A 20,189-nucleotide genomic window follows, 5' to 3' on the forward strand; every position below is an offset into this window, starting at 1 on the left:
CTTAAGAACTAAACCAACTCTGCTGCTTATTTTCAGTTATAAACATCACTCACCCTGTCTACACTTAAAGAATAGGATGAATTGGAGGAATGTCATATGATGATTTTATTGATTATCGCTTCACTTTGCTGCTACTTACTATTCTCTTTCAAAAAAGATAACCGCACCCAAAAAAGAAAAAGCGCAGAGCTTTCGGAGTTTGAAATCTTTCGTATGCGCCGCCACTACAACGGAAAACGCCGTCACCCACTAAACGATGCACCTAAACAAGTATAAATCCAAATAAAAGAGCCTCATGAGGGGCTCTTTTTGTTGAATAAACAGCAAAAAACGACCATTGAATCTGGTCGTTTTTCTTTTTATTTATATACCTTCGCAGGCACTTGAATCATAGGAATTCCAACATAGTAAGGTGAAATTTCATATGGCTGGAAGACAACAGCAATTCCCTTTTTCGTGAAGTAATACTGCGTGTTGTAGTTGATTTCAATGTCGCTTTTTTTCAGGTTCGCGTAGAATTTGCTTTTATGCTTCTTTGTGTAGTTATAAATATAATCTCTTACTTTCGTACGCTTTTTCTTTGTTTTCACAACGTCTGTCAAGAACAGCTGCTTTGTTTTTTTCTTTGTTAACACATAGTTCATGCTGGAAACCATCGTGTCTCCGTGCGCTCCACCGTTATACATGTAATCATAGTTTAAGATACTCAGTTTCTTACCATTGTTAAATTTCGTTTTATACGTTCTCTCATACGTGACCTTCCCGTAGCCTTCCTTTTTCGCTTCGTCCTTTAAGTACAAGTAAGTAGAATAAGAGAAGGCGATATCTTCTTTTAAATCACGATTGATGGTTTTCATATGCGTCTTGCTTAGATTTTTCACCTGTGCATATTTGAACGTTTTTTTCTTCTTATAATAGTGTGTGCTTACTTTTGCTTTTTTTGCTTGTTTGGCATCAGCAGATCCAACTGGCGCAAACAAGGAAACAATCAGTGAGAAAATGAGCAGGCTGATCGTTAGGCCTTTTTTCATTGTCATAGTAAAAACCCCCATTTTTGTCTATTACCAAATGAGTATACCATGACAAAAGAACCAAAAGAAGTATTTTTTCCATATTATTCTTCATTTTTCCACATCGGGTTTGTTTACCGTTTTCATAAGTTCCTGTATGCTTAATGTAGAATGCTAGATGAAGTGTGGTGTTTATCATAGAAGAGAATATTTTTAGTCACATTCGGACAACTTTTCATAGTTTGTCCCCAACCCAGAAAAAGATTGCCAATTACATTTTACAAAACCCTCAGAAAGTTGTGCTTCATTCTATAAGTGCACTCGCTGCTGAATGCAGCACAAGTGAAACGACGATCTTTCGGTTTCTAAGAAAAATTGGCTATGAATCGTATCAAGTGTTTCGTGTCCATGTCGCACAGGATATCGCGACCAATACACCTCAATCCATATACGGTGAGATCGAGGCAACCGATAGTGTAGCTGATATTAAACATAAGGTCATAGAGTTAACAACAAACTCTATACAAGATATGAAGCATATTTTAGAAGATCATGCCGTCACACAATTCATTGAACACATGAAACAGGCACATAAAACCGTCTTTTTTGGAGCAGGCGCGTCCAGCTTTATTGCTGGGGATGCTTATCATAAGTTCCTGCAGCTTGGTTTTGAAGTGAGCCTATGCAGTGATCCGCATATGATGAATATGATTGCCACACACGCCACGGAACACGATTTTATCGTCGCAATCTCCCATTCAGGAGAGAGCAGAGAAATTCTTGACGCCGTACAGTTTGCAAAAGAAAAAGGGGCAAAGGTTGCTTCTATCACCAGCTATCCGAAATCTGAGCTCGCAAAGCGGTCTGACTTTCATCTGCTTAGCTCTTCAAGAGAGACAACCTATCGATCAGACTCCATGATCTCCCGTATCAACCAGCTTGTGATCATTGATGTACTATACGTCACCGCTGTTTTAGAGCTAGGATCAAATGCCATTGAAAACGTGAAACGATCTCGTTTAGCCGTAGCTAAAAATAAAACATAAACACAAAAGACCGGAGCTGATTCCGGTCTTTTTTTGTGACTTTTTTCATATTTTCCGTTGACACGTTCCTATCACGTCATGTACATTAAATGAACAATAGTTTATTTCCTACCATCAAATTTAAAAGATAGTATATATACTAACAAAATGAAAAGAAAGCGCTTTTTGTAAGGGTTTTCTATATAGGAGGCAGGCAACGTGACAAAGAAGATTGGATTCATTGGACTAGGTATTATGGGGAAACCTATGGCACTCAATCTATTAAAAGCTGGTCATACTTTGACAGTTTTTGACCTAAATGAGGAAGCTATTCGATCGTTACAAGAAGCCGGAGCAAAAGGTGCTGTTTCAGCAGCTGAGGCAGCTTCTGAAAGCGATATCATCATCACAATGCTTCCTAAAGGAGAGCATGTAGAGGCAGTCGTTTCAGGTGATCAAGGCATTTTAACGACAGCTGCACCTGGCACTATCATCGTAGATATGAGCTCAGTTTCTCCTGTCACCTCCAGGGCTTTAGCTGCTCTTGCCAAACAGCATCAGGTGGAATTTATCGATGCACCTGTCAGCGGCGGAGAACCGAAGGCAATAGACGGAACACTTGCCATCATGGCTGGCGGCGAAGAATCCATCTTTGAGCAAGTGAAGGATGTCCTGCTTGCAATGGGCACTGAAGTCGTATTAGTTGGAGCAAATGGCAGCGGGACAACAGCGAAGCTTGCCAATCAAATCATCGTCAACTTAAATATTGCGGCCATGTCCGAGGCGCTCGTTCTAGCTGCTAAATCAGGCATTGCCATTGATAAGATGTATGAAGCCATCCGCGGCGGATTGGCAGGAAGTGCCGTGCTCGATGCAAAGGTCCCTCTCATCTTAGAACGAAATTTTGAACCTGGCGGACGCATCGACATCAACTTGAAGGATTTAACCAATGTCATGGAAACTGCTCATGATATCGGTGTTCCTCTTCCGCTTTCTAGTCAGCTGCTCGAAATCTTCCACGCCCTCAAAGCGGACGGAAAATCCGGGCTTGATCATGGCGGCATCGTTCAATATTACGAAAAAATGGCTCATGTCGAAGTAAAGAAAGGATGAGATGGTCATGAAACAAAGCACTGACATACTGAATGCCATTCCGAAAGCAGATTCAAAGGCCATTCAATCAGCATACGAACAAGCACTGAGCAGCTTTCAGCATAAAGTTATTGTATTAGACGATGATCCAACAGGGACTCAAACCGTACATGGCGTCTCTGTTTTCACCGATTGGTCAGAAGAAAGTATTGAGGCTGGTTTTCTTGAAGACAGCCGAATGTTCTTTATTTTGACCAATTCTCGCAGTATGACAGAGAAAGAAACTGCCGCTGTGCACGAAACAATCGCTGCAACCATTGTAAAGGTGGCTGAACGGCTTAATCAGGACTTCGTCATTGTCAGCCGAGGGGATTCTACTCTTCGCGGACACTTTCCGCTTGAAACCGAAGTACTCAAAATGACCATTGAACAGCAAAGCTCCCGCCATTTCGATGGTGAAATCCTTCTTCCTTTTTTCCAAGAAGGTGGACGCTTTACGATCGACAATATTCATTACGTACAGGAAGGACATGAATTAATTCCTGCTGGTGACACAGAATTTGCAAGAGACCGCACATTCGGCTTTCAATCATCACATCTTGGAGAATGGATTGAAGAAAAGTCAGAAGGAATGTTCACAAAAGAGAACACGACCTACATTTCATTAGCTGATCTGCGGGCTTTACGCATTGATCAAATCAAACAACAGCTCATGGGTGTGAAGGATTTCAAAAAGGTGGTTGTAAACGCGGTGGACTATGACGATGTCAAAGTCTTTGTCACCGCTCTCATTGAAGCCATTCAAGCAGGACAGCAGCTGATGTTCAGAAGTGCGGCGGCGCTCACAAAAGTACTTGGCGGTATAGGGGATCAATCCTTATTAACAAGAGATGACTTGATACAAGAAGAAAGCCCTCATGGTGGTCTCATTATGGTCGGTTCTCATGTGAAAAAAACAACAGAACAATTAAAAGCGCTTGAGCAAAATAAAGAGATGGCTTTTATTGAATTTAATACCCACCTCGTGTTAAAGCCTGATGCCTTTCGCGAAGAAATTGACCGCGTCATTCAGCAAACTGAAACACTGTTGGCAGCTGGTCAATCTGTGGCTGTTTATACAAGAAGAGAACGGCTTGATCTTGGGGATGATCGCCAAGAGGAAGAACTAAAACTCTCTGTACAGATTAGTGATGCTGTGACAAGTATTGTCCAGCGTCTCACCATTCGTCCTAAGTATCTTATTGCCAAAGGTGGAATTACCTCCAGCGATATTGGGACAAGAGGACTTAGCGTGAAACGTGCGACCGTGGCAGGTCAAATCAAACCAGGGATCCCTGTTTGGCAAACAGGAGAAGAAAGTAAATTCCCTTTCATGTCTTATGTGATTTTCCCGGGAAATGTTGGGGCAAAGGATACGTTAAAAGAAGCTGTAGACATACTTGAAGGATAAGGCATAAGGGGTGTTTGCGCCCCCTTATGCACCACAAAGGAGGAAAGATCATGTCATTAGTGTTTATTGGACTTGGCGTTTTGTTATTGCTGTTACTCATGGTTGTCTTTAAGTTAAACGCTTTCATTTCTTTGATTATTGTCTCTTTAATTGTTGCTGTGTTAGAAGGGATGACACCACTAGAAGCGATCGCTTCCGTCGAAAAAGGACTTGGCAGTACGCTCGGACATCTGGCACTCGTTCTCGGTTTTGGAGCGATGCTTGGGAAATTGATGGCTGATTCTGGCGGAGCTCAGCGGATCGCGATGACACTTATTGACCGATTTGGCATCGGAAAAATCCAATGGGCGACGATGCTGACTGGGTTTGTGATTGGAATTGCTCTATTTTATGAAACCGGATTCATTATCTTAATTCCATTAGTCTTTACGATCGCTCAGGCTGCAAGACTTCCTGTGCTGTATGTGGGTATGCCGCTCGTCGCTGCACTCATCACCACACATGGCTTCCTCCCTCCTCACCCAGGACCAACTGCCATTGCGAGTGTCTTTCAGGCAAACATGGGACAAACCTTATTGGTTGGGATTATTTTAGCGATTCCTGCTGTTTTAGTAGGCGGACTTCTGTTTACGAAACTATTTAAAAAAGATCAGTTGCACGCACATATCCCAAAGAACTTATTTAATCCAAAGGAATTCACAGAAGAAGAAATGCCTAGCTTCGGCATTAGCATTTTCACCGCTGTTTTGCCTGTATTACTTATGACATTCAGAGCATTTCTAGAAATTTTCTTCCCATCCTCCCCATTGCTGCCAACCGCTGAGTTTTTAGGCGAACCGGCGATTGCACTATTAATCTCAGTGCTGCTTGCCATCTACACGTTTGGGCTTGGAAGAGGAAAGAGCATGCAGGATGTGATGAAGTCCATCACGGATTCTATCGGCTCTATTGCTATGATTCTATTAATTATTGCAGGCGGCGGCGCCTTTAAACAAGTGCTCATTGATAGCGGCGTCGATCAATACATTGCAGGAATCATGCAAGGAAGCACACTTTCTCCCCTGCTTCTGACTTGGCTCATTGCTGCTGTCCTTCGTGTCTCTTTAGGATCAGCCACTGTCGCCGGTCTCACGGCGGCTGGCATTTCTGCACCACTGATTGGCCTGACGGGTGTCAGCCCTGAATTAATGGTGATCGCAACAGGTGCCGGCAGTATCACGTTCTCTCATGTGAATGATGCGGGTTTCTGGATTTATAAAGAATACTTTAACCTATCAATGGCTCAAACCTTTAAAACGTGGACATTGATGGTCACCGTGCTTTCACTTGTCGGACTTGCTGGTGTTCTTGTCGCTGATTTGTTCATGTAGGAAATTAAATTGTAAAAACCATTGACTTTTCCCTGAAAACGTTGAATAATTGTGTTTATTAAGAAAATTGAATCAAAAGGTAACCTTATTAAGAGTGGTGGAGGGACTGGCCCTGTGAAACCCGGCAACCGCTGTTCCTAGGAACAGAATGGTGCTAATTCCTTAAGCAAGCAAATGCTTGTTTGAAGATAAGGCAGAGTTCTCACAGTATATGATGCTCTTCCTTATCTAAGGAAGAGCTTTTTTATTTGATTTTTTAACCTGAAGAAAGAAGGGATTCAACATGACTCAAGTACAAACCATTGGAAAGAAAACAACGAAACCGCCATTCCGCGCAGATCAAGTAGGAAGTTTACTTCGTTCAGAGCGCATCAAGGAAGCACGCAAGCAAAAAGCAGACGGTACGCTGACAGCAGAGCAGCTCCGACAAATTGAAAACGAAGAAATTACACGTATTGTAGAGAAGCAAAAAGAAATTGGGTTAGAGGTTGTCACAGATGGTGAGTTCCGACGTGCATGGTGGCATTTTGACTTTCTTGAAGGACTCGATGGGGTTGAAGGGTTTGAAGCAGATCAAGGCATTCAATTTCATAACACAACGACAAAAGCTAGAGGCATCAAGGTAACAGGCAAGATCGATTTTACAGATCATCCAATGCTGGAGGATTACCGTTTCCTTCACAGCATCGCTGGTGATCATACGGCTAAAATGACGATTCCAAGTCCGAATATGCTCTTTTTCCGTGGAAAGCTTGAAGAAGGAGTGTATGACAGCTTAGAAGAATTCCATCATGATGTGGCACAAGCGTATAAGAAAGCCATCCGTGCTTTTTATGATGCAGGCTGCCGCTACTTGCAGCTGGATGATACGGCATGGGCAGTGTTCTTTTCTGAAAAAGGCCATGAACAAATCAAAGCCTTTGGCCGTGAAGAAGATGAACTTCGTGAATCGTTTGCGAAGACAATCAATGAAGCTGTTGCCAACCGCCCAGAGGATTTGGTGATTACGATGCACATTTGCCGCGGTAACTTTAAATCAACTTGGGCAGCTGAAGGTGGTTACGAAGCAGCAGCAGAAACAATTTTTGCCGGCTTAGATCTTGATGGTCTCTTTTTAGAGTTTGACGACGATCGTTCTGGCGGATTTGAGCCCCTTCGATATGTGAAGAACCCAAACCTTCAAATCGTACTAGGCCTTGTCACTTCAAAATACGGAGAGCTTGAGCCAGTTGAACAGATTAAAAAACGCATTGAGGAAGCGGCTCAATATGTAGACATTAACCAAATTTGTTTGAGTCCACAATGCGGATTCGCCTCAACAGAGGAAGGCAACCTGTTAACAGAAGAGCAACAATGGGAAAAGCTGCGTCATGTGATTGAGATTGCTGATCAAGTGTGGAAATAGGCGAAAACTTACAGAAAAAGCTGACCTTCATAATAAAGAACCGCTTTTTTAAGCGGTTCTTTATTTTTTGTCATCTCAATCAACTTGATATTAAGTTTAATCGTATTACTTCTATAGTTGAGTTTAAGAATATATTGAACATACGTTATCTTCTTAAAAACCATTTTTATACTCATAGGTTGTCTAACAAGTTAAGTGGATTGATACATTCAAGTCATCTTCCTAGCCAGAATATCTCCTACTGAAAATCCACCCTAATTATTAGAAATTACAATACTGCTTTTTCCATCGTTCCCTCAAGCAAACCTAAAAGTGTGACTATAGTTTATGGGGTCTCGAAGCTTTGGTTTAAATATATCGGTGAAATCAAATGCTAAGGCAACTCTTTTTCATACCAACTCATTGCCTCCTACAGGTGGTACTAAAAATTCGTTAAGATCCCTGCCTCCTCAATGATATTCACTTTATTAGATAGAGAGTATCGATATAAAAACTTGTCAAAAATTTATTGATCTAAATTAAAAAAATAAGAAAAATGTGATATTATGACTTTCGTTAGGGTATTAACTTGAAATTTAATACATAAATAGAAAAATGATTACAAGAATAAAGTTTATAAAACTACTCTTCTTGTTGAGTTTAGTAATGTAGTTATTGCTAATGGACATGTATTATAAACTTGTTTTTTCATACCTTAACACTTTATGAAAGGAGTGTACATTCATGGCTAACTTATGATGAATGTTATTTATATAATGATTTCGCCAAAGAAAATAAACTATCCGTCGATAGGTAATAAAATTATAAACCATACCCCCCATTACACCAGCACAGGTATTCAAATTATTCATTCCATCCTTTAGAATTCTCCGTTGAACGGAGATATTCCAATAAGTATGGATACAAACGAGCCAAAGCCACAATCTTGGTAACTTGTTAGAAATTACTGAAGAATGATACAGATGTTCAAACTTGTATCGAAGACCTGCAAGCATTTAGTAAACAATTAATTGAAAAGGAAGTTGTATATGTAAAATGAATAAACTTAACAACGATATTTTAGAAAACATCTATAAAAACATTTCAACTAAGAGAAGCAAAACAATCGTTAATTACATTGCAATGCTAATGGCACTAGCGAGAGATAATGAACTAAACGAGGATGATTTAATTAATTGGATTCACAGCAAATTAAGTGAAATAGGATATTTTCAAGAAAAAAACCGTATATTTACTCAAAACAAATTAGATGAATTTGTCTTAGAGTTTATTGAAGGAAGAGCACTATTATATGATGATATCAGCATAACTGAAACAAAACAAAACGAATATGTCATCAGTAGCAAACTGTGGTACAAAAAGAATCCACCTGAGAGTTTTTTTTATTTTGGTATTGACCCTGAAGATTTTTCGAACTATGAACAAAAACTTGCTCAAATAAACGCCGAAAAACTAGGCATCTCAATCCATTTTTCTGAGGATCAAGCGCATGAAAAAGAAATAGCCCATATCCAGCTGTCAAAAAAATGTTCTCTTTCAGAAGAATTGATAATAACTCAGCCAAGTTCAAAAGACTTTTCGTGGTTAACATGGTTTTTTAATGAACATTGGGGTGGAACGACTATGGTGTCTAAAGGGACAACTTATAATGTTTTAAATGAAAACATTTTGTTGGCTAAACGTGGAGATTATATAGTAGGAATATTAGTTTACAAAATATTCAAAGAAGAGGTAGAAATCCTGACTTTGGAGGCTCTAGAAAAGTACCATGGTGTTGGAAGTAGATTACTTTTTGAGTTAGAACAAAATCTAAAAACACAAAATATACACTCTATTAATTTAATCACTAGTAATGATAACTTAAATGCAATTAGGTTTTATCAAAGAAAGGGATATTCTTTCAAAAACATCTATATTGGTGCAATTGATAAAGCAAGAATGGTTAAACCTACAATTCCCTCTATAGGAAATTACGGAATACATGTCAAAGATGAATTAGAATTTGAAAAAAGGTTGATACAATGACTATAAAAAGCTGACTGACTAGTTCCATGAGTACTACCAAGTTATTAATAGTCTATCCTGAGCTAGTTAAATTTTATAACATTGATTATGAATTCATACAGTGGAGAAAGATTCAGATGTATAATTACTGAATTGAAGACAGAATTGCTGCTGATAACCACTAGAGAATAGGATTCTTTTCTTAGACCACAATTGGGAAAGGGTTAAGTCTACTAGAATTTAATTTTAAATACCCTAATCATTGAAGATATAAAAGAAATACTTGAAGAATAGGTATTACCGAATTAAAACCATTATATGATTTATATGAACCACGCAACAATTTAAAGTGTGGTTTATTTTTTGTTCAATTTTGTCTTTTTCATAAAAAAGGCATTATCACCATCATGCCTCTAGAGGAGACCCAAAGAATGATAATGCCTGATTCAAATTGTTTTTGTATTATTTTCACCGTTTCAAGACACCATATGTCCTTAAAGAAACGAAACAATATTTTCTCTGTTTAGTAATCCAAATGTTCACCATTTGTCGCAATCACTTGTTTATACCAATCGAAGCTTTTCTTTTTCTTTCTATCTAATGTACCGTTTCCTTCATTATCACGGTCAACATAAATGAAGCCGTAGCGTTTTTTCATTTCAGCCGTTGATGCGCTGACAAGGTCAATTGGGCCCCAGCTTGTATAACCGATCAGGTCAACTCCGTCTGCGATCGCTTCTCTCGCCTCCAGCAAATGGCTTCTGAGGTAATCAATTCGGTAATCGTCTTGAATAGATCCGTCTTCTTCTACTTGATCGACAGCACCCAATCCATTTTCTACGATAAACAATGGCTTTTGGTAGCGGTCATACAGCTGATTCAGTGTTGTACGAAGTCCTTTCGGATCAATTTGCCACCCCCAATCACTTGCTTCTAGATAAGGGTTTTTCACACCTTCAAATAAGTTACCGCCAGTCACTTGTCCAAGAATCTCTGGATCTGTACTTGTCACAAAGCTCATATAATAACTGAAGCCAATATAGTCCACTGTATGGTTTCTTAAAATGTCTTCGTCCCCTTCTTGGAACTCGATGTTGATGTCATTTTCAAGGAAATAACGTTTCATGTAACCTGGGTAATAACCTCTTGCCTGTACATCTGAGAAGAATAATGTTTTACGGTCTTGCTCAATTGCAGCAAACATATCTTCTGGTCTTGAGCTGTACGGATAAGTTGTCATCGCTGCAATCATACAGCCGATTTTCGCATCAGGAATGATTTCGTGTCCTGCTTTGACAGCCAAAGCACTTGCAACAAATTGGTGATGCGCTGCTTGATATTGAATGCTTTTCTCGTCATCACCCTCTTCAAATACAAGTCCGCCGCCAGTGAAAGGCGCATGTAACACGACATTGATTTCATTGAATGTCATCCAATATTTCACTTTGTCTTTAAAGCGAGTGAACAATGTTTTCGCGTATGTTTCATAAAGATCCACAAGCTTGCGGTTTCTCCATCCGCCGTAGTTTTTCACAAGTGCGAGCGGCATTTCATAGTGAGAGATGGTGACAACTGGCTCAATTCCGTGCTTATGCAGTTCATCAAATACTTTTTCATAAAAAGCGAGGCCTGCTTCATTCGGTTCCGCATCGTCGCCATTTGGGAAAATACGCGGCCAAGAAATGGATAATCTGAAGCACTTGAATCCCATTTCTGCAAAGAGTGCAATATCTTCTTTATAGCGATGGTAGAAATCGATTGCATCATGATATAAGTTAAGGTCTTTCATTGATTCATCGAATGGGTGCATAATACCATTTGGTGACACATCAGCTGTCGATAAGCCTTTTCCATCTTGATTATATGCGCCTTCAACTTGGTTGGCTGCAACAGCGCCGCCCCATAAGAAACCTTTAGGAAATGTTTTTTCTAACTTGTTCATGTTGAATACCCTCCTCTTTTTCTTCTACACTGACTGTAAGTAGTGTCTCTTTTACTGTAATCGTTCCATCTGTTTTCGCATCAACTTGTGCATAATCATTCGTGTTGGTGACAATAACAGGTGTGGTGACATCATAGCCTTCTTGCTGAATGCCCTCGATATCAAAATCAATGAGTACATCTCCTGCTTGAATCAGATCACCTGACTGCACATGACTTGTGAAATACTTTCCGCCAAGTTTTACCGTGTCAATCCCGACATGGATGAGAAGTTCTGTACCTTGTTCACTCTTCAAGCCAATGGCATGTTTTGTGTGAAAAATGGTTTCAACCTTGCCATTGAACGGTGCTACAACACGCCCAGCTGTTGGTACAATGGCTGCACCTTTACCCATAATTTCATTAGAAAATGTTGCATCATTTACTTGATTGAGCGGCTTTAGTTGACCTTCAAGCGGGCTTTGTACCACTTCATTTTGAAGTGCCGCTGTGTCTTTCTTTTCTTCTGGTTTGTCTGCTTTTGTATCATCTTTCACTGGCACATCTTTGAATCCTAGAACAAGTGTCATGATCGTTGCTACAACAAATCCGATTACTAAACCGATGATTGAGTAGACAAATGTTGGTCCAATGAATGTTGGGAGACCTGGGAGGCCTGCTGATCCAGATATCACATATGATTTTACTTTAAAGATTGACATGAACACGCCGCCTGCTGCTGCACCAATGAGGGCTGCAAGGAACGGTTTTTTCAATCGCATGTTCACACCATACATAGCAGGTTCAGTAATACCCATTAAAGCTGTGATACTTGTAGACATCGCCAATGATTTGAATGTTTTGTTTTTTGATCTTAAGAAGACACCGAATGCTGCGCCTGCTTGTGCCATATTCGCTACAAACATCATTGGAAGAATGTAGTCAAAACCGTTTAACGTAATGTTGTTGATCATGATTGGAAGCAGTGCATAGTGCATGCCCGTAATGATCAATGGTGACATGAATCCGCCGATCAAGAGTCCGGCCAAAAGACCTGCATGTTTAAACAATAAATCAATTCCACCTGAAAGGCCACTTCCGATAATCCCGCCAAGCGGTCCAACCGCGATGAGCATAACTGGTACAACGACTAGAAGTGTGACGGTTGGAACAAGGATGATCTTTAATGATTTTGGACTATATTTTTCTGCGAATCTTTCAACATATGAACCAAGCCAGATGGTGAGTAGAATTGGAATCACCGATGAAGAGTACACAACGGCAACCACTGGCAAGCCTAGAAATTCTGTATTTCCCGCGCCCAGTAAAGCGGTTAACTGCGGGTGCAGTGCTGCTGCTGCAATGGCAGCCGCGATATACTGATTTGTGCCAATTTTTTTGGCTACGCTTACAGCAAGCAGAATCGGTAAGAAGTAAAAGGCTCCATCTCCGATGGCTGTTAAAATCGCATACGTACTGCTTTTATCTGATATCCACTGGAATGTGAGCATCAGTGCCAAAATCCCTTTGATCATACCGGCCCCAGCGATGGCTGGAAGGATCGGTGTGAAGACACCAGAGATAAAATCGAATAGCTTTGATATCACATTTTGTTTTGATGCTTCCTCTGTACCGCCTGATTTTACATCTGTTGATAGTCCAGAGTCAGCAATCATCGCTTGATAGACATTTGAGACATCATTGCCGATAATGACATGATATTGACCGCCGCTTTGATTCACGCCCATGACGCCGTCTGTTGATTGCAGCTTTTCTTTATCTGCCTTGCTTTCATCGTATAAGTTGAAGCGAAGTCTTGTCATACAATGTGTAACTTGCTTAACATTTTTTTCACCGCCGACAAGTTCTAGCACTTCTTTTGCTGTTTGTTTGTGGTTCATTGTGTTACCCTCCAATCGTTGATTTCATCTTGATATAGAAAAAACCTAAACATCCATTAATGTCCGAGAAATAGCGATTCAGACATTAATCGATATTTAGGTTTTGCCTGCTTAACCAGTAACAATCCTTCATAGCGATTGATCGTTATTAAATTTTTATAAGTCTTTAGATATAAAAAAACCTAAATCACGCCTTATCAAAGATAGGGACAATGATTTAGGTTTTGCCTGCTTGACCAGTAACAATCCTAAAAGATTGTGGATTATTTAGTTTATATTTATAAATTATCATGTTATTTTTGTGATGTCAACGCTTTCTTTTTGAATTTATTTTCTTTTTATTACTCTGTCTATATGCAAAGTTAAATATAGCATTTCATCTTCTATGAGACTTCGGTTGTATTCTTTTTGAACATACTCGTTAATTTTTTCTGCGCATTGAAAAGCTGCAGTGTTTTTCTCTTTTACCACTTCATACAGAAACTCATTTTGATTTTCCATTTGTGTTTCGTTAAACAGACGCTGTCCGAAAAACTTTAAATGCGTCACAAATCGGAAATAATTTAATGATTCCTCGTCTAAATCAATTTGAAAGTGATATTTAACGATGTTTAAAATGTCTTGAATAAGTTTGGTGATTTGAATCACGTTTGGCATTTCTTCATTGAGCTCTGCATTGACAATATGCATGGCAATAAAGCCGGCTTCATCCTCAGGAAGATGGATGCTCAGCTTGTCCTCAATGATCCGAATAGCTTCTAAACCGCATCTGAACTCATCTTTATACAGCCGTTTGATTTCCCAGAGCAAGGCATTTTTGATGTCCATTCCTTTTTGATGACGTTCAATGGCAAAGGTGATATGATCCGTCAGCGTCACATAGATGCTGTCATTTAAATTGTTGTTAAGGGTTGTTCTCGCATGCTCAATAATCGCCTCACACACTTGCATATACTCGATTGGAATATCATAAAGCAGGGTTTTGAATTTTTCTGATATATCTTTATTTTGAATAGAAAATACTTTTTCGATTCGTTCTTCGTCAATCGGGTCTCCACTTTTCTTTTGAAACGCGATCCCTCTGCCCATAATGACCAGCTCATGCTGCTCGTCATCATACGCACTGACAACATTATTATTGATTACTTTAGAAATGATCAATTGATACCCCCCAGTACATTCCGCTTTTTCGAGCATTTTATCGTTGATTCATATGTCATGTTATTATTATTTTCAAAAAAGAGGACTTTAAGATGATTTTACATTTTTTTTTGATCCGGTCAACTAGAAAGAATGACATATTACCTCTCAAAAATGACGAAATAGGGGCAAAAAAGTCTAAAAACATACACAAAAACACTCTATAAAGAGTGTTTAAAGTGTGTTTTTTACAAAATCAGGAGCAATCCCAATTATAGACGACATTCTCGAAATTTTTTCGTTTAAGGTCTTCTGGTTTGATAAAAAAGTTGGCAATACCGCAATCTCCCCACATCAAATCTACTTCATCATCTGAGTCAATTTGTAATAACAGAACGGTATGTTCTTGATCTACATAGGTACGCGGGTCTTCTTGTGTAAACCCTGGGTACCCGCCCAATTTGTGACCAAAGCCACTCGCTGTTTCATAAAATTCATCCAGCAGGGCATCTGCTTCATCGCCATTAACACCTTCTGCATCTTCGAATAGGTCCCAGCTGTTCTTTCCTGTGACTTTTTCAAAGCGGAAATCTCCTACACTGATCGTTTCGCTTGATAATTCACCTGTAATTGCGCCTTCCTTCGTCACAGGAAAATAAAAATCGTCTGGAATTTTCACAAAAGAAAAATCAGTCATTAACTCTTCTTCTGCCAAGAAAGGTTCCTCAATAAATTTGATGCGAAAATCTTTTTGCTCTGTTTTATGGTCAATATTCATCCCATAAAGATCATCATGCACAGAAATAAAAACTTGCAAAAGTCCTGTTTCTGGATAATCCTTCATCTTGGGCAGCTGGCCGAAATTAATTTGTGCCAAAAGTTTCATAGGATGTCCTTCGCCGTCAACTGGATATTCGTCGTTTTTTGGAAAATAAGGATCACCAGCTATTTTGCTGTCGTATGGTCCTGTTTTTCCTTGTTTCATCTGCAATTGAATCATTGGTTTTTCCGTTTCATCTAACAACGGACGGTAGGGTGCAAGTATTTCTTTCAGCTTCGCTGATTGTGTCACGATGATCTTCCTCCTTATGAATAGGTCTAATGACAAAACTAGTCTCTCTTTTTCTATCATACAGAAGTGTATCCTGCCTGTCAGCGATAAAACGGTCATAATCCTAACAAGTTTCTCACCTTGAAATGATAAAAAAACCTCCGATTCAGCTGGAGGTTTTGTCGTTCTTTTATTTCACTTGATAGTTTACTAAGTCGTTTGCTAATGCTTTCATCGTTTCGTTTGTTTCGTGAAGACCTTCAATAATTTTCGTAAAAGTGCCTACTAGTTCTGCTTGATGCTCAGAGGAAGCGACAATTTGCGCAATTTCTTCTTCCATTCCTTTGATCGACCCCTGCACATCTTTTAGGGCTGTTTCAATATCAGTCGTCGCCTGTTTCGCATGAGTTGACAGCTTTCTCACTTCTGTTGCGACCACTCCAAAGCCTGCTCCTGCTTCCCCTACTCTTGCAGCTTCTATTGATGCATTGAGTCCAAGTAAGTTCGTTTGATCAGAGATACCTTTGATGAGATTGGACACTTGATTGATTTTAGAGGAATTTTCGACAGTGGTTTTCGTATTTTGTAGAATTTGTTCACTTGTCGCTTGTAGTTCCTCTGAATGTGCGGCAACCTGCTGTACCATTGCGACTAGTTTTTCGGAAGCTTCGTTGCTCTCCGTCATGATGTGATCTAATCGTTGTTGATTCGTTTGGTCATATGCCACACAGAAGGCAGCAACCACTTGACCTGATTCATCATTAATTGGAACGGCTACGATATCCATTGGAATCCCGTATACTTCTTTCGGAATTTGGATAAACGATGGTTCTCTCCCATTTTTCAACATCGCAAAGTTTTGGAATCCAGCATCTAGTGCATCACCAGCTTTAAATCCTAAATCAATATTCCCATGCTGCTGATAGTAAAGAACCTTCTCTTTCCCTAAAACAGAAAAGGTTAGCTGCTCTCTCATAGCGAGTCCAATGATTGGTAAAGCGTCTATTATGTTATCGATTCTCTGTGACATTCGCTTACGTTCATCCTCTCTTTTTCTAGTACACCTTCTTTATCGGTTCGTTATATGATCTATTACAGCCTGTAATGTGTACTAATATCAATCAAATGACCTAAGACATATAAAAAGCCCACATTCTATCAAGAGAATGTGGGTGTTTTTTAAACAAAGTAAATGCACATGAAGACACTGATACCGATGAGAAAAAGATACATATAGTCAATCCATGAGGTGCTGATGATATGATAATATGTTCGCTCTCTCGTCCCTGTGAAGCCCCTGGCTTCCATTGCAATCGCTAAGCGTTCTGATTTTCGTACGCCTTGCGTAAAAAGGGGCAATGCATAACGCATAAAGGCTTTCCAGCTGTTTTTTTGCTTGTAGCCTCTGATTTTGTGTGCAGCTTTCATTTGTTTTAATTCACTTTGAAATAACGGAATAAACCGGAAGCCGGCAAGCATGCCATACGCCCATTTTGGGGACATTCGGCATTGATGAATCAGACTCATCATAAATGCCGTCAAATCTGTTGTGGACGTAAAAAGGAGACCAAATGTCACAAATCCCAGCATTCTAAAAGCGATGGTGAGCCCATTTCTTAAACTCTCCTCTGTGATATGAAACCACGCCCACTTCCAAACGGTATGATCCCCCTTGCCGAAGGCCGCCATCATCCAAAAGACGAGAATAAAAAAGAGCAAATAAGGGACAAGCCTTGTAACGAGATACTTCATATTCCATCCACCTAAAACAACTCCAATGCCAAGAGCAAACAGCCAAATGATAAAGGTAGTTTTAGGGTCAGAAATCGCCATGAGACAGCCCATCGCAAGCAGATGAGCGAGTAATTTCATGACTGGATTCACAGTAGAAAGAAAGGATTGATTACTTTGCAATCGTCAGCACGTCCTTTCTTTCTGCCACATAGCGATAATGTAAAGGAGCTCTCAGCTGATAAGCATCGACAAGTTCTTGATTTGAAAATAAATCATAAGGGGTGCCATCATACACATGCTTCCCTTGATGAAACAGAAGCACTTGATCGGCACACTCATCGACAAGCTCCATATCATGTGTGACCATCACAATGGTCGTACCTTGGCGCTGACGCTCTTTTAAACGCCTCATCAATTCCTTCGCCGTTTTTTCATCCTGCCCGAAAGTCGGCTCATCTAACAGCAATACATCTTGATCAAAAAGGAGCATCGTGGCAACACTTAATCTTCTTTTTTGCCCTAAGCTTAAGGTGAAGGGATGTGCTTTTGCATGATTCTCTAAACCGAACTCTTTCAGCAGCTGAACCGTTTTTTCTTGTACGACTGATTCTGGCCAGTTTCGCTGTCTGCCGCCAAAGGCAATTTCATCGAATACTGTGTCTTGTATAAATTGAAGCTCCGGATTTTGAAACACAAAGCCTGCTTTTTCATATAGTTCTCGGTCTGACCACTTTTTTAGGAGTGTATCTTTTAAGAAAATGTGGCCTTTTTTCGTTGGCTCTAAACGAACCAAATGTTTGAGAAGTGTGCTTTTTCCACTTCCATTTTCCCCAATGATCGCCACCCAATCCCCTGATTTGATATCAAGCTGGAGATCACTCATAATCCTTTTTTTCCCGTAGCTTAATTGAAGATTTTCTGTACGAATCATTGTCTTTCGTTCGATTGATGGCACTTTTTCTCGCTGCTCTTTTCGTGCTTTAAAGGTTTGCATAAAGGTTTGACTCAGTGGATGAAATGGATCTTGAATGATCGTGGACCATTTCTCGGGAAATAATTTGGGCCGCCAAATTCCAGCCTCTTTCATTTCTTCCTCATATGCCGCGAGCACATCTTTTGGAGCTCCATCTGCTAAAATGCTGCCTTGATCATCTAATAAAATCACCCGGTCCATCCATTCGATGACACCGTCAAGCACATGCTCTACAAAAATCATGGTCTGCTGCTGATCGGCTGCAAGCTGCTGCAGCAGTTGAAATATGTCCATTCTACCTGACGGATCAAGCTGTGCGGTCGGTTCATCAAAGAATAGAACATCCGGCTGTAATGCAAGTAAACAAGCAAGTGCCAATCGCTGCTTCATGCCGCCAGATAACGTGTGAATCTCTGTATGCGGATCGACATCCAGTTGGACTTTTTGCATGAGCTGCTGAATGATGTCATCCATCTCTTCACGAGGGACGGAACGGTTCTCTAAGCTAAAGGCAATTTCTTCATTGACGCGGTGCATACAAAACTGAGAGTCTGGATCTTGAAACATCACGCCTGTATGTCTTTGCAGCACCACTTCGCCCTGCATGTCTGCTTCCACATGCTCTGGAATGATTCCAGCCAGAACCGAAATGAGCGTGGATTTCCCGCTTCCGCTCGGTCCTAAAATAAGCACCTTTTCCCCTTTTTGAATCGTAAGGGAGATTTGATGCAAAACTGGCTTAGGCTGTTCATAAAAACGGACAGAGAGTTCATTGCACGCGAGAAATGAATTCATGCTGTTCACCTTTGTTTCGTTTTTCTTTCATGATGGCATATTGATTCAGTACACCTGTTTTGGATAGTGCGTCCACCACCACTTTCGCAAGGCATCCGCCAAGTATCATTCCACTAATGATTTGAGTCACAAGCGTCATAAGTAAAACTTGAGGCGTATAATATCCGAAGCCATTTGCCACGAGACTATACGCCATCGCTCCGATAGCGGCAAAGGCACCAGACAGCATCAGTGTCCACATGCGATACCGTTTATAACCAAAAAGAGCAAAGGCGATTTCTGCCCCAAGCCCTTGGCATACACCAATCAGCAGAGCTGAAAGTCCAAAGTGGCTTCCTGTCAATAATTCCACAGCAGCGGCGGCTGTTTCTGCAATCAGAGCAGCTCCCGGCTTTTGAATGATATATGCAACGATTGGACTGGCAATGACCCATATTCCAAACATGATGTTGCCTCCTGCTGGGCCAACAAGTGCTGTAATCGGTAAGTATAGCGTGGACCATCCTAAATAGATCACACCGCACGCAACGGATAAAATCACCGCAAGGACGACTTCTTTCATCTTCCATGTCATGATGAATGCACCTCCAGTTGAACTGGCCACTCTTCAACAGTGAAGGCCATTTCCCAAAACTTGTACTCGAGCTGGCAGCTTAAGATAAAATGCTGTTTCATTTTTTCCTTTTCCTTCTCACTTGCTGCTTCCGCCAACTGATCGAGCCGCTTGCAAAGCTCACCTGTAACAGAATCGGTTAATCCTCCATAAAACGTGATCCACTCATAAAACGGATGTGACGGGTCCGGCTGCACATCTGTAAGCATTCGTTTCCCTATTTCCCAATATGTCCAAGGACATGGAAGCAGGACAGCGATGATTTCACCAAGCGTGCCTTCTTGCGCAACTTGCAGCATGTGATGAATATAGTGATGAGCACTCGGAGCCAAAGAAGCACCTTGGAGCTCATCATATGCTACTCCTGCCACTCGGCAAAGGTTTTGATGAGGGTGCGTCTCACTATCTAGTACAAACGCAATCTGCTGATGAAAAAACGCAATATCCTCTCTGTCTGTACATCTGCTGAGCGCTGCTGCATAAATTTTAATGAATGCTTGTAAGTATTCTGCATCTTGTTTGACGTAATGAATGATTTGTTCCTTTTCCAGCTTTCCTGCTGCCAGGCCTCTGACGAACGGATGCTGATAAATGGCTTCAAATAACGGTTCTGCTTCTTTCCTTAATTGCGTAGAAAATGTCATAAAAAAAGCCTCCTCTTCTTCAGTTGAATAAATGAAAAAGCCACCCCAAATGGAGCGGCCTT

17 protein-coding genes and 1 riboswitch are annotated in these 20,189 nt (G+C 40.5%); of the genes, 7 read left to right on the forward strand and 10 right to left on the reverse strand.

The genetic code is table 11. The features are described from left to right. The first annotated feature begins 96 nt into the window (after positions 1-96). Positions 97-276: a hypothetical protein gene (locus MHH65_RS18340; RefSeq protein ID WP_008345664.1), complete on the forward strand. Its 180-nt coding sequence runs from the start codon at positions 97-99 to the stop codon at positions 274-276. Between the two features lie 83 nt (positions 277-359). Here MHH65_RS18340 and MHH65_RS18345 read toward each other — a convergent pair whose 3' ends face one another. Beyond that, complete coding sequence (locus tag MHH65_RS18345; protein WP_025093777.1) at positions 360-1,037, reverse strand: DUF3298 and DUF4163 domain-containing protein; 678 nt, start codon at positions 1,035-1,037, stop codon at positions 360-362. A 161-nt stretch (positions 1,038-1,198) separates the two neighbouring features. On the opposite strand from MHH65_RS18345, the gene MHH65_RS18350 reads away from it, so the two are divergent. The 6 genes from MHH65_RS18350 (at position 1,199) to MHH65_RS18375 (ending at position 9,377) form a co-directional block, all read left to right on the forward strand. After that, entirely contained in the window at positions 1,199-2,056 is an 858-nt protein-coding gene (locus MHH65_RS18350; RefSeq protein ID WP_024427535.1) for a MurR/RpiR family transcriptional regulator, read from the forward strand. A 198-nt stretch (positions 2,057-2,254) separates the two neighbouring features. Further along, entirely contained in the window at positions 2,255-3,148 is an 894-nt protein-coding gene (gene garR / locus MHH65_RS18355; protein ID WP_056765369.1) for a 2-hydroxy-3-oxopropionate reductase, read from the forward strand. Positions 3,149-3,155: 7 nt separating this feature from the next. Next, positions 3,156-4,577, forward strand: a complete 1,422-nt coding sequence (locus tag MHH65_RS18360; RefSeq protein ID WP_098677196.1) for a four-carbon acid sugar kinase family protein — start codon at positions 3,156-3,158, stop codon at positions 4,575-4,577. A 50-nt stretch (positions 4,578-4,627) separates the two neighbouring features. Next, positions 4,628-5,947 carry a gluconate:H+ symporter gene (locus MHH65_RS18365; protein WP_081125097.1) on the forward strand — a complete coding sequence of 440 codons (1,320 nt, stop codon included), beginning with the start codon at positions 4,628-4,630 and terminating at the stop codon, positions 5,945-5,947. 82 nt (positions 5,948-6,029) lie between these two features. Further along, positions 6,030-6,142, forward strand: a riboswitch (SAM riboswitch). Between the two features lie 88 nt (positions 6,143-6,230). Next, a complete protein-coding gene (locus MHH65_RS18370; RefSeq protein ID WP_098677088.1) occupies positions 6,231-7,352 on the forward strand; it encodes a 5-methyltetrahydropteroyltriglutamate--homocysteine S-methyltransferase in 1,122 nt (373 codons plus the stop codon). A 1,035-nt stretch (positions 7,353-8,387) separates the two neighbouring features. Next, positions 8,388-9,377, forward strand: a complete 990-nt coding sequence (locus MHH65_RS18375) for a GNAT family N-acetyltransferase (RefSeq protein ID WP_098677087.1) — start codon at positions 8,388-8,390, stop codon at positions 9,375-9,377. 502 nt (positions 9,378-9,879) lie between these two features. On the opposite strand, the gene MHH65_RS18380 is transcribed toward MHH65_RS18375, so the two are convergent. The 9 genes from MHH65_RS18380 to tenA all read right to left on the reverse strand — a co-directional run bounded on the left by MHH65_RS18380 (position 9,880) and on the right by tenA (position 20,127). Further along, complete coding sequence (locus tag MHH65_RS18380) at positions 9,880-11,298, reverse strand: glycoside hydrolase family 1 protein (RefSeq protein ID WP_061110275.1); 1,419 nt, start codon at positions 11,296-11,298, stop codon at positions 9,880-9,882. Next, positions 11,270-13,177 carry a beta-glucoside-specific PTS transporter subunit IIABC gene (locus MHH65_RS18385; RefSeq protein ID WP_025093773.1) on the reverse strand — a complete coding sequence of 636 codons (1,908 nt, stop codon included), beginning with the start codon at positions 13,175-13,177 and terminating at the stop codon, positions 11,270-11,272. Before MHH65_RS18385 ends, MHH65_RS18380 begins: the two co-directional genes overlap by 29 nt. Before the next feature lie 327 nt (positions 13,178-13,504). Next, positions 13,505-14,338, reverse strand: coding sequence for a PRD domain-containing protein (locus MHH65_RS18390; protein ID WP_098677085.1), 834 nt, complete (start codon positions 14,336-14,338; stop codon positions 13,505-13,507). A gap of 235 nt (positions 14,339-14,573) precedes the next feature. Beyond that, positions 14,574-15,389 (reverse strand): YwqG family protein, encoded by an 816-nt coding sequence (locus tag MHH65_RS18395; protein WP_098677084.1) that lies wholly within the window; start codon positions 15,387-15,389, stop codon positions 14,574-14,576. Positions 15,390-15,558: 169 nt separating this feature from the next. After that, on the reverse strand, positions 15,559-16,398 hold the full coding sequence (locus MHH65_RS18400; RefSeq protein WP_025093771.1) for a methyl-accepting chemotaxis protein: 840 nt from the start codon (positions 16,396-16,398) through the stop codon (positions 15,559-15,561). 149 nt (positions 16,399-16,547) lie between these two features. After that, positions 16,548-17,282 carry an energy-coupling factor transporter transmembrane component T gene (locus MHH65_RS18405; protein WP_025093770.1) on the reverse strand — a complete coding sequence of 245 codons (735 nt, stop codon included), beginning with the start codon at positions 17,280-17,282 and terminating at the stop codon, positions 16,548-16,550. Further along, entirely contained in the window at positions 17,272-18,870 is a 1,599-nt protein-coding gene (locus MHH65_RS18410) for an ABC transporter ATP-binding protein (RefSeq protein WP_098677083.1), read from the reverse strand. The genes MHH65_RS18405 and MHH65_RS18410 overlap by 11 nt, the downstream gene beginning before the upstream one ends. Then, positions 18,845-19,444, reverse strand: a complete 600-nt coding sequence (locus MHH65_RS18415; RefSeq protein ID WP_025093768.1) for an ECF transporter S component — start codon at positions 19,442-19,444, stop codon at positions 18,845-18,847. The genes MHH65_RS18410 and MHH65_RS18415 overlap by 26 nt, the downstream gene beginning before the upstream one ends. Further along, positions 19,441-20,127 (reverse strand): thiaminase II, encoded by a 687-nt coding sequence (tenA, locus tag MHH65_RS18420; protein WP_025093767.1) that lies wholly within the window; start codon positions 20,125-20,127, stop codon positions 19,441-19,443. The genes MHH65_RS18415 and tenA overlap by 4 nt, the downstream gene beginning before the upstream one ends. Positions 20,128-20,189: the final 62 nt, after the last annotated feature.

The organism is Bacillus sp. FSL L8-0654, assembly GCF_038629965.1.
Lineage (GTDB): Bacteria > Bacillota > Bacilli > Bacillales > Bacillaceae > Bacillus > Bacillus safensis.